Origin of the sequence: Selenomonas sp. oral taxon 126 (genome assembly GCF_001683335.1) — a bacterium.
In the GTDB taxonomy this organism is placed as follows: domain Bacteria; phylum Bacillota; class Negativicutes; order Selenomonadales; family Selenomonadaceae; genus Centipeda.
In genome coordinates, this window is the sequence record NZ_CP016201.1 from 1,942,695 (window position 1) to 1,957,244 (window position 14,550).

The window sequence follows — 14,550 nt, forward strand, 5'->3', positions numbered from 1 at the left end:
GGCTCATGGAAATCACAGCAGGAAAGCAACAGTTGTGTGATATTGCAAATCTTTTGATCGAGCGTGACTATGTAAAAAACAGGGCGCAGATTCTGCATGAGGTTCATTCGCTCATGTCAGATATCAATCGTGATTTTTACACAGTGGTCGTTCTGGGAGAATTCAAACGTGGAAAGTCAACCTTTGTCAACGCGCTCTTGGGTGAGCCGCTTCTGCCGATGGACATATTACCCGAAACCGCTGTTATTAGTGCGCTTATGTATGACGATCAGCCTCGTCTTAGCGTGGTATATTCGAATGGGACAGAAGAGGCAGGGGAACTGTCACGAGATTATTTGCAAAAATTTTCAGCGCAGACAGCGGCTCAATCCGATTTGGCATCCATTCGTTATATTAAAATTGGCTACCCGATCAATATATTGAAAAACCGAGTGGTATTGGTTGACACACCGGGCGTTTCGGATCTGAATCAACAACGCAGTGATGTCACATATCAGTTTCTGCCATGTGCCAATACGGTTATTTTCCTGCTGGATGCCAACTCACCATTGAAAAAGTCCGAAAAAGATTTCATCGAACAGCAGCTTGTGCCTTTGGGCATAACAGACATCATGTTCCTTGTCAATAAATATGACTGTGTGGATGAGGAAGAGGACGAAGATCTGTTGGATGAACTTCATGAGCGATTGTCCAATGCATTTTGCGTGGGAAAACCTAACGCACTCTTGGATCACATTGATATCTTTCCCTTTTCGGCAAAGCAGGCACTGGAAGCATCACAAAATGATGACGCTCAACTAATGGCTATATCAGGGCTGCCAAGAGTCCAGGAGCGATTGCAGGAACTCTTGACCGAAGGGCATATGGAGCAAACAAAAGTCAATGCCCATCGAAAACGTCTGTATTTTCTCATCGACAGGCTGATGCGTGACATGGACAGCAGCAAATTAATGAAGCAGGTTGATGCCGATACACTGCAGCAGTACTGCGACAAGCTGGATGCCATGCTTGCGGAACGAGAGCATAAAAAGCACAATATACGGGATTACACAGAACGTGGAAAGGAAAGTATTTATGAAATAGCAGATAAATCGCTTTCGTTCTTTCAAGACAAGCTCTCAGAAGAGGTGTGTGATAATATAGAAGCTTTTCGGGGGACTGATTTCAAGGACTATGTGGAACAAAACATCCCGCGCATAGTTAAAAAAAATATGGAGCGCTGGATCGGCCTGTATGGACCACATCTTGATGAAGCCCTGTCTGCCCTAGAGAACGAGCTGGCACGCGGGCTTAGCTACTATTTCAATCAGCAAGTGAGGCTTGTAGCAGAGGGGGCTGGTGGACTTAAGTCCTCAAAAGCAGTTTTCAGTCTGGAAGCAAGAGACATCTCTAATGTCAACCTACAGGCAGGGGCGATTGCAGCGGTAGGGAGTCTAGGACTTCTTGCGATTGTTGGTGGCGTTGCGATGCCCTTGGTAAGTTTGGCTGCATTGCCCTTCCTTCGAGAAAAAATGCTGAAGGAAAAACTTGCTGCAGCGAAAGAAGAGGCGATACCGGCTGCGAAAGCACAAATTGTAAGAGCAATTGGATTGCTACGTCAAGAAGTTCACAAATATATTGATCAACGAACAGAAAATATTATTTCAAACACGGAGTATGCGTATGAGCATATTTTGCTGAAGATGCGGCAGGATGCTGAAAAAGAGGTTTTGCTGAAGCAAGAGGCCAGGTCTGAGGCTCAGCAGGAAATAAGGATGTTGACACAGGGGATGGAAGAAATTGTGAAATGGAAAGAGCAATTGTTAAGGAATCGCTGATAAAATGAAGTTCGTCAGATTGGTGCTGAATTTATCAGTGCTTCCTTAAAATGTGAATCGTATGAGGAGGAGAGAACATGAGTCTTTTTACGGATTTTGATGCGTCCTATGGAGCTGGTTGCTACTCAGGCATCCCCTCTGGTGATGGCGGTACGGATGTCTTTCATGACGGTTCCGTTGTCGATCGTATTCATCACAAGATGGGCGCAAATTTCGAGGAAGGCAACTTCGTTATTCGTACCGCAAATCAGGTAGGTGGCGTTGATACCATTGTCAATGGGCATTTGGAATCACATACGCAAACAAACATGATGGGCGGTACGGATGTGTACCATGACGGCTATCTTACAGAGACAAGCATCCCTAATACTTTAGGTGGGGAGAATATCTACGGTGAGGATATGCATATGAAGGGGATAACGATTCCTAATGCGCTCGGCAGTGAAGATTATCTGTCTTGGGGAGGAAACGAAAACTCCATTATGGAATACGATGACCCGTTGCAGCATGCATCGAAATTAAGATTACGGGCGTTTGATGCAGGAATGTAGCTATCAGTATAGGTTGATGTTTAGAGTCGACACACAGAGTCCCATGACTCACTTTTATGGAATCGCTGATAAAATGAAGTCCGTTAGATTGGCGTAGATTTTTTCGTCCGATTGAGGAGGAAAACTGGACGTATAGCAGAGGCTCTGTGGAGGATTTGCCGACAAAAAGCGGGCAAAAAAGATGTGTCAAGATGTCGGTGCTGAATTTATCAGTGCTTTCTTATATTTTGTGTTCAGTTTTTGTTGGCATGGGTGTGTAAAACCCCGACAGAGGGGGGCATTGTTGGATTGTATCAAAATTGCTGGTAAGACGGATATGTTTCAAAGCGTTGCAACGATATATGTCGATGAAGTGTCAGAACCTGTCATAAAAGAAAAACATCTGCGTTTGGTATAATCCTTTCGGAGCAAACGAAGAGCCTGTCAAGAAAAATACTTGACAGGCTCTTCGTTTGCCGTTATAATCGCAGAAGTGTTTTGAATGGGTGATGTGCATGGAGCGGCTTTACGAGCTTGCGCGGCTGTATGACCTCTACGGGGGGCTGCTGCGTGAGAAGCAGCGCGAATGTCTGCGTCTGCACATCGCAGAGGATTTCTCGCTCGCGGAGATCGGCGGGGAACTGGGCATTACGCGTCAGGCGGCGCACGACAATATTCGCCGCGCAGAGCGGGCGCTCGCCGAGATGGAGGAGGCGCTGGGGCTGTGCGCGCGTCAGGAGGCGCAGGAGCGTGCGCTCGCCGCGATCTGCGCGGAGTTGAACGCGCTCGAGGAGCCGATCACGTGCGCGCAGGTGCGCGCGATTGCGGAAAAGTTCGAACCGTATATGGAAATAGATGGAAAGGAGGCGGGAGAATGATCTTTGAGAATCTGTCCGACCGTTTGCAGGGCATTTTCAAAAAGCTGCGCGGACATGGCAAGCTGACCGAGGACGATGTGAACGATGCCATGCGCGAGGTGCGTATGGCGCTCCTCGAAGCGGATGTCAATTTCAAGGTCGTCAAGGACTTCGTCAAGCGTGTGAAGGAGCGTGCCGTCGGGCAGGAAGTCCTCGACACGCTCACGGCGGCACAGGCGGTCATCAAGATCGTCGACGAGGAACTGACCGCGCTGATGGGCGGCACGGAGAGTCGCCTCAACATCAGCCCAAACCCGCCGACCGTCATCATGCTCGTGGGTCTTCAGGGCTCGGGTAAGACGACCTCGGCGGGCAAGCTCGCCCTCATGCTGAAGAAGCAGGGCAAGCGCCCGCTCCTCGTGGCGGACGACATCTACCGTCCCGCCGCAATCAAGCAGCTCGAAGTGATCGGCGAAAAGGTCGAAGTCCCCGTCTTCTCGCAGGGGCAGGAGGACGCCGTCGCCATCGCGCGTGCGGCGATTGCACACTCCGCGTCGCACGCAAACGATGTCGTCATCATCGACACGGCGGGACGCCTGCAGATCGACGAGACGCTCATGCAGGAGCTGCGTGACATCAAGGCGGCGGTAAAGCCGCATGAGATCCTGCTCGTCGTCGACGCGATGACGGGTCAGGAGGCAGTCAATGTCGCGCAGTCCTTCGACGAATCGCTCGGACTCGACGGCGTCATCATGACGAAGCTCGACGGCGATGCACGCGGCGGCGCGGCACTCTCGATCAAGGCTGTCACGGGCTGCCCCGTGAAGTTCGTCGGTATGGGCGAGAAGCTCGACCCACTCGAGGTGTTCCACCCCGACCGCATGGCGTCGCGCATCCTCGGCATGGGCGACGTGCTCTCGCTCGTCGAGAAGGCGCAGGAGAATTTCGACCTCGAAAATGCGAAGAAGATGGAGGCGAAACTTCGCCGCAACGACTTCACGCTCGACGATTTCCTTGACCAGCTGCAGCAGGTGAAAAAACTCGGATCGCTGAACAGTATTCTCGGCATGATTCCGGGGATGGGCGGTCTCAAGAAGAAGCTCGGCGATCAGGAGTTTGACCTCGACGGCAAGGAAATGCGCCAGCTCGAGGCAATCATCCGCGCGATGACGCCAAAGGAGCGTGCGGACATCACGATTATCAACGGCAGCCGCCGCAAGCGCATCGCTGCGGGCAGTGGAACGCGCGTGCAGGACGTGAACAAGCTCCTCAAGCAGTTCGGCGAGATGCGCAAGATGATGAAGAAGATGAAAAAGATGAAGGGCAAGGGCGGAATGCCCTCCATGCCGTCACTCGGCGGTATGGGGCTTCCGAAGATGCCATTCTTCAAATAATATAGGAAGCACTGATAAATTCAGCCCATTATCTTGGCGCATTCTTTTCGCCCTGCCTGTGTCAACAAATCCTCCATATAGCTTTGGCTATGCGTCCGGTTTGTTTCCTTGGCAGGACAAAAATTCTGCACCAATCTGACAGACTTCATTTTATCAGCGATTCCTATACAACGAAAGGTGGTGAAAATATGGCAGTCAAGATTCGTTTGAACCGCATGGGTGCGAAGAAGAACCCCTTCTACCGCATCGTGGTCGCCGACTCGCGCGCACCGCGTGATGGTCGATTCATCGAGATCCTTGGAAACTACGATCCGTCGAAGCAGCCCGCTGTCGTCAGCATTGACGAGGATAAGGCAATCGACTGGATGAAGAAGGGCGCACAGCCGACCGACACGGTCAGGAACATCCTGAGCAAGAACGGCACAATGGCAAAATTTGCCGAGGCAAAGCGTCAGAAGGACTGAAATACAGCCGCTGCAAGAGATTCCGTCATTCCGATGAGGGGATCTCTTCCAGTGTGCGTATTGCGATGAGGAGAGACGAACGGCGTGAAAGAGATAGTCGAGGTTATCGCAAAATCATTGGTCGACCATCCGGAAGCTGTCGTCGTTGACGAAACGCAGGATGATCAGGAGATCGTATTGAGACTTCGCGTGGCGGAGGATGACATGGGCAAGGTCATCGGCAAGCAGGGGCGCATTGCAAAGGCGCTCCGCAGCGTTGTCAAGGCCGCTGCAACGAAGGAGAATAAGAGGGCGACGGTCGAGATCGGCTGAGCCCCGTGAGGGAGCCTTTTGGCAGTCCCTCGAAACGGCGCGCGTCTCAGACGGTCGCCGTTTTTGTATAAGGAGAGATCAGAGTGGATTCTATTTCAATCAAGGTGCCTGTCACCGTCAAGGCAAAGCTGACTGAGAAGCTGCGCGCGAAGATGCTCAAGGAGATGGAGGAAGGTCTCAGCCGCGCAGAGCTTGAGATTCAGCAGCTCGGCATTCAGGAGAAGCGCGTCATGCAGGAGGCGGAGCAGGGTGAGCTGACGCCGCAGGCGATCCAGCACATCAATACGATCCGTCAGGAGCGTCAGCGCCGCATTGACTACATCGAGGAGACGCGTGCACATCAGGAGGAATTGCAGAAATTCGTCGAGGGTGCGGAGATCGTGCAGGGCACGCTCGAGCGTCAGGTCGAGGCGAAGGTCGGCGACGATATGCGCGAGCTCATGAACGTCGAGATTCTGGTGGAAGATGACAAGATTATCGCCATCCGTTCCTGACGGGCGCATCGTCATCGGGCGCGTCGGCGCGGCGCACGGGATTCAGGGCGACCTGCGGATCATCCCGCTGACGGATTTTCCCGAGCGTTTCGACGCACTGCGCGAGGTCATGGTGGGCGACGAACTGCTCCATGTCGAGCGCGTGAAGCCGCAGGGGAAGAACATCCTCATGCGCTTCCGTGAGTACGCTGTCCGCGAGGAGGCGCAGAAGCTTACGGGGCGGCTGCTCACGGTCGCGCGCGCGGATGCCGCACCGCTCGATGAAGGTGAATACTACGTCTTTGACATCGTTGGGCTTACGGTCTGCGATGAAGAGAATAACGAGCTAGGTACAGTCGAGAACGTCATCCGCACGGGCAGCAACGATGTCTATGCCGTGCGTGCGGAGGACGGGCGCGAGATATTGATTCCCGCGCTGCGCACGGCGGTGCTGGCGATTGATGTGCCGGGCGGACGCATGACGGTGCGGCTGCCGGAGTGAGCGGATGGGGAGACTTTCTCTCCCTCCGCTTTTTTGTGCGCCGTTTCATCGTACTGCCTTTGCGGAAATCAGCCTCTCGTGTTATAATGTATCAAAAGGTTTTGGTTCTTTTACTAAAGGGGACGGAATATGCTCACCTGTATATCGCATTCGCCCGAGGAGACCGCGCATCTGGCGAGTACCATCGGTAAAATCATCCACGAGGGCACGGTCATCTGCCTCGATGGAGAACTTGGGGTGGGCAAGACACTCTTTGTACGGGCGCTCGCGCGTACGCTCGGCGTGGAGAGCGATGTGACGAGCCCGACGTTCAACCTCATGAATATCTACGAGGCGGCGTGCCCCATTGTGCATTTCGACCTCTATCGCATCGAGTCCGAGGAGGAACTCGAGGACATCGGCTTCTATGAGTATGTGGACGCGACCGAGGGCATTGTGCTGATCGAGTGGGCGGAGAAATTCCCTGAGGCACTGCCCGAGGATCGGCTCGAGGTGCGCATTGATGCGCTTGATGGAGAGGAGCGGCAGTTCATCTTTGCCGCAGAGGGGGAGAAGAGCACGGCGCTCTTGGAGGAGTTGAACGAGATTGTCGATCCTGAGCATTGATACCTCCTCGCAGGTCTCGAGTGTCGCCGTCCTCTCAGCGGAGCGCGTCGCGGCAGAGCTGAGCATGCAGGGCGCGCTGACACACTCCGAGACCCTCATGCCGCACATTGGGATGGCGCTCGAGATGGCGCGCGTGAAAAAGGAAGAACTCGATGGCATCGCCGTCAGCATCGGCCCCGGTTCGTTCACGGGGCTCAGAATCGGGCTTGCGGCGGCAAAGATGATGGCGTATGCCCTACACATCCCACTGATCGCAGTACCGACACTCGAGGCGCTTGCCCATCACACGATCTGTGAGGGTGTGCGCCTCGTTCCCATGATGGACGCGCAGAAGGGCAATGTCTACGCGCAGGAATTTGCTTGGGAGGCGGGAGCAGAGGGGCTGACGCTGCGCGAAGTGCATCCGCTTGTGATCCTGCCGCTCTCGGAGGTGCTCGCGGGGCTTGCGGAATCGCAGCAGCCCGTCCTCCTCCTCGGGGATGCCATGCAGAAGAAAACATTGACGCCGCTGCCGAGAGGCGTGCGTATTGCGCCGATTCATGCGCGTATGCCGCGTGCTGCCTGTGTGGGGCTCGCGGCGCTTACGCGTCTTGCTCGCGGGGCGGTGGATGATCCCGTCACCATCGCGCCGCTCTATCTGCGCCGCAGCGAGGCAGAGGTGTTGTGGGAGAAGCGGCACGGTACGGAGGGCGCGCCGTGATTTCCTTTCGTCCCCTGCGGGCGGAGGATGCGGAGGCGGTGGCGCGCATCGAGCGCGAGAGCTTTCCGACGCCGTGGTCGCGCGAGGACTTCTGGCGTGAGGCTTCGAATGACTTTGCCTGCTATATCGTTGCGCTCGAGGATGCGGAGATCATCGGCTTTGGCGGCTGCTGGATCTCGTTCGAGGAGGCGCAGGTGACGAATATCGCGCTGACCTCTGCACAGCGAGGCAGGGGGCTCGGCAGACTGCTGATGACGCGGCTCATGTGTGCGGCGGCAGAGCGCGGCGCGGAGCGCATGACGCTCGAGGTGCGTCCGTCGAATACGCCCGCGCTGCGCCTCTACGAGGGGCTGGGCTTTGCGGCAATCGGCGTGCGCAGGAAATACTATCAGGACAATGGGGAAGATGCCATTCTGATGTGGCATACGAAGTTAAAGGACTTTGCAGATGAAAGATGTTCGGCAGAAACTGACGCTCGGGATTGAGACGAGTTGCGATGAGACCTCCGCCGCCGTCCTGCGTGGGACGCGCGAGCTGTTCTCCTGCGTCATTGCAACGCAGATTCCGATTCATCAGAAATACGGCGGCGTTGTGCCCGAGATCGCCTCGCGCAACCACATTTTGAGCATCCTGCCCGTTGTGGAGCAGGCACTTGATGAGGCGGGAACAGCGCTCTCGGAGATCGATCAGGTCGCCGTCACCTACGGCCCGGGGCTTGTCGGTGCGCTCCTCGTCGGTGTGTCGGCGGCAAAGTCGCTTGCCTTTTCCCTCAATGTGCCGCTCATCGGCGTCAACCATCTTGAGGGGCATATCTTTGCGAACTTTCTTGCGCATACGGAGCTCACGCCGCCCTTTATGGCGCTCGTTGTTTCGGGCGGGCATACGGCGCTCGTGGATGTCGCGGACTACGAGACGTTCCGCCTGATGGGCAGAACGCGCGACGATGCGGCGGGTGAGGCGTTCGACAAGGTGGCGCGCGTCATGGGACTGCCGTACCCCGGCGGCCCCGAGATCGACAAGCTCGCCCGCGAGGGTGATCCCACCGCGATCGACTTCCCGCGTGCACTTGCACAGGAGGGAAACTACGAATTTAGCTTCAGCGGGCTGAAATCCGCCGTGCTGAACTACATCAACAGCGAGCAGATGAAGGGGCATGCGCTGCATAAGGCGGACATCGCCGCCTCGTTCCAGTCTGCCGTGGTGGAGGTGCTCGTACACAAGGCGTTCGAGGCAATCCGCGAGGCGGGGCGCGATACGCTCGTCCTTGCGGGCGGTGTTGCGGCGAATCGGTCGCTCGAACGCCGTTTGCGCGAGACGGCAGAGGCGGAGGGCATCCGCTATCTCTATCCGCCCGCGCGCCTCTGCACGGACAACGCTGCCATGATTGCCTGTCGCGGTGCCTATGCGGCGGAGGCGGGCAAGTACAGCGATCTCTACCTGAACGCTGTGCCGGGACTGGATTTTGCATAAAATGACATAGGGAATCGGAGCGCCCCTATCGGCTCGCAAGCTCGCCACTTCCCCCGTTTCGACGGGGGAAGCTAATATGCCGTCGCCTAAAGCCTCCCCTGCGCCAGCGGGGGAGGGGGACCGCGCAGCGGTGGAAGGGGCGAAAAGAGAGACTGTTGTACGAAGTTAGAAATGCTTCATGCAGCAGCCTCTCTTTTTATTTGTCCATAAGTCCTCATGACAAAGGGCAAGGTCTTTTCGTTGCAAGTATGAATGCCATTCGTTATAATAAAAATGTCAACGGTCGAAAGGAGGCGGGCAGATGGAGCTGACGGCACGTATGCGGGCGATTCTGTCCGCTCTCCTCGCAGCAGACGGCTATGTGCCCGCCGAGCGCATCGCCTCTGCCCTCGATGTCAGCGCACGCACCATTACGCGTGAGATGCACGGGCTCGAGATGGCACTGATGCCGTACGGCATTACACTTCTTAGGCGCACGGGGGCGGGCTTCATGCTCGCGGGTGACGCGGCGGATCTGAGCGCGCTGCGCCGCCGTCTTGCCGCTGCTGCGGATGCGCAGCGCGAACTCTCGCCCGCACAGCGCCGCTCAGTGCTGACGACGCGTCTCCTCATGGCGGACGAGCCGCTGAAGCTCTTCACACTTGCGCGGCTTCTGAATGTGACGGACAGCACCGTCAGTCACGATCTTGACCGCCTTCACCCGTGGCTTGCAGCGCAGGAAATCACCCTCGTGCGACGCCCCGGACTCGGCGTCTATGTCGAGGGCAGCGAGCGCGCAATCCGCAGTGCGCTCGTCCGCAACATCCACGATCATGCGGACGAGGCGGCGCTGCTTGCCCTCATCGGCGACGATGAGGATGTGCAGGGGGCGGCGCGTGCGGCAGAGCGCGCGCTGCTCGGACTCGTGGACGCGGCGTATGTGCGGCGCATCGATGCCGTTGTCGCTGAGGAGACGGCGGAGCGCGGCATTCCGGACACGGCGCGTGTCGGACTCGTCGTCCATCTCGCGCTTGCCGTGCGGCGGATGCAGCAGAGCGACGCAATTGCAATGGACGCAGGGACGCTTGCCGAGCTGCGGCGGACGGAGGATTTCAAAACGGGGCAGCGCATTGCGCGGCGGCTCGGAGAGGCATTCTCCCTCACCGTGCCCGAGGCGGAGGTCGGCTATATCACGATGCACCTCCTCGGTGCGCGCTCTGCTGCGCTTCCCACGGGGGCGGGACGGGTGGACAACTTTCGCCTCGTGCAGATCGCACAGTCGATCATGCGCCTTGCGGGCGAGAAGAGCGGCGCGCCGCTCCTGCGCAGCCGCACGCTGCTCACGGGGCTTGTGAATCATCTCGCACCCGCCCTGCACCGCCTGAAGCTCGGCATGGACATCCGCAACCCGCTGCTAGCGCAGATGGAGGCGGAGCATCCGGAGCTGATGTCACTTGCGCGTCACGCAGTGCGCGCGATGGAGGAGGAGGCAGGAGCACCGCTCCCCGCCGATGAGATTGCCTACATCGCCATGCACCTTGGCGCGGCACTGACGGAGGCGGGCGTGGATCGCCCGGCAGTGCGCGTACTCGTTGCGTGCCCGACGGGACTCGGCACGAGCCGTCTGCTCGCAAGCCGCATCCGCCGTGCTTACGAGCGCATCCGCGTGGTAGGGGAGCTCTCCTCCCTCGCGCTCACGGCGCAGGAGATCACACGCCGCGCCGTGGATTTCGTTGTATCGACCGTGCCGCTTCCGCCGCTCCCCGTTCCCGTTGTCGTCGCCAGTGCGTTCCTGACGGCGTCGGACCGGGCGCAGATCGACGCCGTACTTGCCGTATGTGCGCCGCACAGTGTCGATGAGACGGAGGAAAAGCCGCATTTTGCAGAGGCGATGGAGGAGATTCACCATCTGAGCGGGGCGATTCACGCCATTCTCTCAGATTTTCACCTGTACGAGGATGTGCGGGTGCAGTCCATCGGGGCTCTGGCAGAGGCGGGGGCACATCTCCTCGTCGGTGAGGAGGGTGCTGAGGCGTTTGCGGCGGCACTGCTGCGGCGCGAGCAGATTGCTCCGACGTGGGTCACACCGCAGATGATCCTGCTCCATGCGGAGACGGAGGCTGCGAATGTGCCGCGCTTTGGCGTTCTGCGCCTTGCAGAGCCGCTTACCTACGCGGAGGGGGAAGTCGATACGGCGCTCGTCATGTGCGCACCGTTGCAGGGGCACGCAGGAGAAAAGAGCGTCCTCGGACAGATTGCAGCGCAGATTGGGGAGCGCCCTGCATTTGCAGATATTCTCACGCATGGGGGCGCAGAGGAGCTGCACCGCGAATTGGAATACGTTTTTGAAGAGCATTTCCGCGAAGTGCTGGAACGGCTCTTATAAATAAAGGTATTTTTAAATTTTTTCAGGGGGGATTATGATGAGTCAACAAGGTGGAGGGGCACAGGAGGCCATGCAGAAATTTGGCCGTTTCCTGTCCGGAATGGTTATGCCGAACATCGGCGCATTTATCGCGTGGGGCTTTCTGACGGCGCTGTTCATCCCAACGGGGTGGATGCCGAACGAATACCTCGCGCAGGTCGGTGGCCCCATGAGCAAGTGGCTGATTCCTCTGCTCATCGGCTACAGCGGCGGCGCGGCAATCTACGGGCATCGCGGCGGCGTCATGGCGGCGATTGCAACGTCCGGTATCATCGCGGGCTCGGACATCCCGATGTTCCTCGGCGCGATGATTATGGGACCTCTTGGCGGCTATATCATCAAGAAGTTTGACGATGCCATCCGCGACAGCATTCCGGGCGGCTTCGAGATGCTGGTCAACAACTTCTCGCTCGGCATTCTCGGCGGCATTCTCGCGATGATCGCATTCGCTGTCGTCGGTCCCGTGGTCGGCGGTGCGAATGACATCCTACGCAGCGGCGTGGAGGGGATCGTTGCGATGGGGCTGTTGCCGCTCGCATCCATCATCATTGAGCCGGCAAAGGTGCTCTTCCTCAACAACGCACTAAACCACGGCGTGCTCAGCCCACTCGGCATCCAGCAGGCACAGGAATACGGCAAGTCTATGTTCTTCCTGCTCGAGGCGAACCCAGGCCCCGGCTTCGGTATCCTGCTTGCCTACTGGCTCTTCGGTAAGGGCATGGCAAAGTCGTCCTCGCCCGGTGCGATGATCATCCACGTTCTCGGCGGTATCCACGAAATCTACTTCCCGTACATCCTGATGAAGCCCGTGCTCATCATCGCCGCGATTGCGGGCGGTATGTCCGGCGTCTTCACACTTGGTCTCCTTGGCGGCGGTCTCATTGCACCGTCCTCGCCTGGCTCAATCTTTGCGATCATCGCCATGACGCCGAACGGCTCGGCGCTCTTTGCGAACCTCTCGGCGTTTGCCGTTGCAACGGCGGTATCCTGCGCGGTCGCCTCCGTCTTCATTAAGATGTCGAAGGATGTCGAGGATGAGTCGCTCGAGTCCGCACGCGAGAGCATGAGCGACATGAAGAATCGCGGCAAGGATCTCCCTGCGGAGAAGAAGGTCGCGGGCAAGGATCTGAAGGTCATCGTCTACGCCTGCGATGCGGGGATGGGCTCGTCCGCGCTCGGTGCGGCTGCGCTGCGCAAAAAGCTCAAGAAGGACGGCTATACGGACATCTCCGTCACGAACTGCGCGATCGGCGCAATCCCGTCCGAGGCACAGCTCGTCATCTCGCACGAAAAGCTCGCGGAGCGTGCGCTTGCGGACTCGCCGCAGGCAGAGCATATCTGGGTGCGCGACTTCACGCAGAACAACGTCTATGAGATTGTCACCACGCGCCTCAAGGAGGCGGCTGTGGAGGCAGGTGCGCCCGCATCGGATGCAGAGGCGGAGGCGCCTGAGACGGTCGGTGCCGGCGTCCTGTTGAAGGAAAACGTCAAGGTCGGACTCGCCACGGTCAGCCGCGAGGAGGCGATCACGGCGGCAGGTAAGATGCTCGCCCAAAGCGGCTACGTCGATGAGGGCTATGTGCAGGGCATGCTCAACCGCGAGCAGGATCTCTCCACCTACATCGGCAAGGGCATTGCCATCCCGCACGGCGAGAACGCCGTTAAGGACACGATCAAGAAGACGGGCATTGTCGTCTGCCAGTACCCCGAGGGCGTGAAGTTCGGCGATGAGACCGCACATCTCGTCATCGGCATTGCGGGCGTCGGCAACGATCACCTCGCCATCCTCGCGAACATTGCAACCATGGTCGGCGACTACACGGATGAGCAGCTCGAAGAGCTGTTCAAGACGAAGAGCGCCGAGGAACTCTATGAAGTCTTCACGAAGGCGGATTGAAAGGAGTTTGTGATGAAACAGGCAATTCATTTCGGCGGCGGCAATATCGGACGCGGCTTCATCGGCGAGCTGCTTGTGCGCTCGGGCTACGAGGTCACATTCGTCGATGTCGCAGAGGCGCTTGTCAATGAGATCAATGCGCGCCGCGCCTACGACATCGAGGTCGTGGGCAACGAGCCGCAGACCATCCGTGTGGAGCATGTCAAGGCGATCAACAGCAACACGAATCTCGAGGAGCTGCTGGATGCATTTGTCACGGCGGATATCGTGACCACCGCCATCGGCCCGAATATCCTCAAATTCATTGCGCCGAACATCGCAAAGGGGCTTGCGCGCCGTATCGAAAAGAACGAGACGCCGCTGAACATCATTGCGTGTGAGAACATGGTCGGCGGGTCGACCGTCCTCAAGAATTTCGTCTATGAGCATCTCGCGGACGATGTGAAGGCAAAGGTTGACCGCTACATCGGATTCCCCGACGCCGCCGTTGACCGCATTGTACCGATTCAGCACAACGAGGATCCCCTGCTCGTCAAGGTCGAGCCGTTCTGCGAATGGGATGTTGACCGCACGGGTGTGGTTGGTGAGGAACCGCAGATCGAGGGGCTGACGTGGGTGGACAACCTCGAAGCCTACATCGAGCGCAAGCTCTTCTCCGTCAATACGGGACATGCCTCCATCGCCTACATGGCGTATTTGAAGGGCATCGAGGACATTGCCGCCGCGATGCAGGACGAGGAGATTGTCTCCTTCGTCCGCCGTGTCTGGGCAGAGACGAGTGAACTGCTCATCGAGAAATACGGCTTTGACCGCGAAAAGCACGCGGCATACATCCGCACGGTGGAGGAGCGGTTCAAGAATCCGCACCTCTCCGATGCCGTGACGCGCGTTGCGCGTGGGCCGAAGCGCAAGCTCGGCGCAAAGGATCGCCTCGTCTCTCCTGCATCGCAGCTCATCGAGCGCGGCAAAAAGCCCGAGGCGCTGGCAACGGTCATCGCTGCTGCCCTCCGCTTCGACTATGCCGACGATCCCGAGGCAGTCGAGGTGCAGAACTACGTGAAGGAACATGGCTTTGAAAAAGCACTCACACACTTCACGGAGATTCCTGCGGGTACGGAGCTCTT

The 14,550-nt window shown here is 57.7% G+C and carries 15 protein-coding genes; all 15 read left to right on the forward strand.

Features of this window, described 5'->3' with window-relative positions:
• The first annotated feature begins 5 nt into the window (after positions 1-5).
• Complete coding sequence (locus AXF19_RS08755; RefSeq protein WP_066847766.1) at positions 6-1,817, forward strand: dynamin family protein; 1,812 nt, start codon at positions 6-8, stop codon at positions 1,815-1,817.
• Positions 1,818-1,894: 77 nt separating this feature from the next.
• A complete protein-coding gene (locus tag AXF19_RS08760; RefSeq protein ID WP_066847768.1) occupies positions 1,895-2,368 on the forward strand; it encodes a hypothetical protein in 474 nt (157 codons plus the stop codon).
• Positions 2,369-2,862: 494 nt separating this feature from the next.
• A complete protein-coding gene (locus AXF19_RS08765; protein WP_066850166.1) occupies positions 2,863-3,225 on the forward strand; it encodes a sigma factor-like helix-turn-helix DNA-binding protein in 363 nt (120 codons plus the stop codon).
• The gene (ffh, locus tag AXF19_RS08770) at positions 3,222-4,598 is read left to right on the forward strand and encodes a signal recognition particle protein (RefSeq protein WP_066847776.1); all 1,377 of its coding nucleotides are present in this window, start codon (positions 3,222-3,224) and stop codon (positions 4,596-4,598) included. Before AXF19_RS08765 ends, ffh begins: the two co-directional genes overlap by 4 nt.
• 188 nt (positions 4,599-4,786) lie before the next feature.
• Positions 4,787-5,062: a 30S ribosomal protein S16 gene (rpsP, locus tag AXF19_RS08775; protein ID WP_009655714.1), complete on the forward strand. Its 276-nt coding sequence runs from the start codon at positions 4,787-4,789 to the stop codon at positions 5,060-5,062.
• Between the two features lie 84 nt (positions 5,063-5,146).
• Positions 5,147-5,374 (forward strand): KH domain-containing protein, encoded by a 228-nt coding sequence (locus AXF19_RS08780; RefSeq protein WP_066847778.1) that lies wholly within the window; start codon positions 5,147-5,149, stop codon positions 5,372-5,374.
• An 83-nt stretch (positions 5,375-5,457) separates the two neighbouring features.
• The gene (locus tag AXF19_RS08785; RefSeq protein ID WP_066847779.1) at positions 5,458-5,868 is read left to right on the forward strand and encodes a YlqD family protein; all 411 of its coding nucleotides are present in this window, start codon (positions 5,458-5,460) and stop codon (positions 5,866-5,868) included.
• The gene (gene rimM / locus AXF19_RS08790; RefSeq protein ID WP_066847783.1) at positions 5,840-6,349 is read left to right on the forward strand and encodes a ribosome maturation factor RimM; all 510 of its coding nucleotides are present in this window, start codon (positions 5,840-5,842) and stop codon (positions 6,347-6,349) included. Before AXF19_RS08785 ends, rimM begins: the two co-directional genes overlap by 29 nt.
• Before the next feature lie 129 nt (positions 6,350-6,478).
• Positions 6,479-6,955, forward strand: a complete 477-nt coding sequence (gene tsaE / locus AXF19_RS08795; protein ID WP_066847786.1) for a tRNA (adenosine(37)-N6)-threonylcarbamoyltransferase complex ATPase subunit type 1 TsaE — start codon at positions 6,479-6,481, stop codon at positions 6,953-6,955.
• Positions 6,936-7,655, forward strand: coding sequence for a tRNA (adenosine(37)-N6)-threonylcarbamoyltransferase complex dimerization subunit type 1 TsaB (gene tsaB / locus AXF19_RS08800; RefSeq protein ID WP_066847789.1), 720 nt, complete (start codon positions 6,936-6,938; stop codon positions 7,653-7,655). The genes tsaE and tsaB overlap by 20 nt, the downstream gene beginning before the upstream one ends.
• Positions 7,652-8,140, forward strand: a complete 489-nt coding sequence (gene rimI / locus AXF19_RS08805) for a ribosomal protein S18-alanine N-acetyltransferase (RefSeq protein WP_066847792.1) — start codon at positions 7,652-7,654, stop codon at positions 8,138-8,140. The genes tsaB and rimI overlap by 4 nt, the downstream gene beginning before the upstream one ends.
• The gene (tsaD, locus tag AXF19_RS08810) at positions 8,103-9,125 is read left to right on the forward strand and encodes a tRNA (adenosine(37)-N6)-threonylcarbamoyltransferase complex transferase subunit TsaD (RefSeq protein ID WP_066847795.1); all 1,023 of its coding nucleotides are present in this window, start codon (positions 8,103-8,105) and stop codon (positions 9,123-9,125) included. Before rimI ends, tsaD begins: the two co-directional genes overlap by 38 nt.
• Before the next feature lie 301 nt (positions 9,126-9,426).
• Positions 9,427-11,490: a BglG family transcription antiterminator gene (locus AXF19_RS08815; protein WP_066847798.1), complete on the forward strand. Its 2,064-nt coding sequence runs from the start codon at positions 9,427-9,429 to the stop codon at positions 11,488-11,490.
• A gap of 37 nt (positions 11,491-11,527) precedes the next feature.
• Complete coding sequence (locus AXF19_RS08820) at positions 11,528-13,426, forward strand: PTS mannitol transporter subunit IICBA (RefSeq protein WP_066847801.1); 1,899 nt, start codon at positions 11,528-11,530, stop codon at positions 13,424-13,426.
• A 12-nt stretch (positions 13,427-13,438) separates the two neighbouring features.
• On the forward strand, positions 13,439-14,550 hold a 1,112-nt coding region (locus AXF19_RS08825), incomplete at its 3' end, for a mannitol-1-phosphate 5-dehydrogenase (protein WP_157092531.1).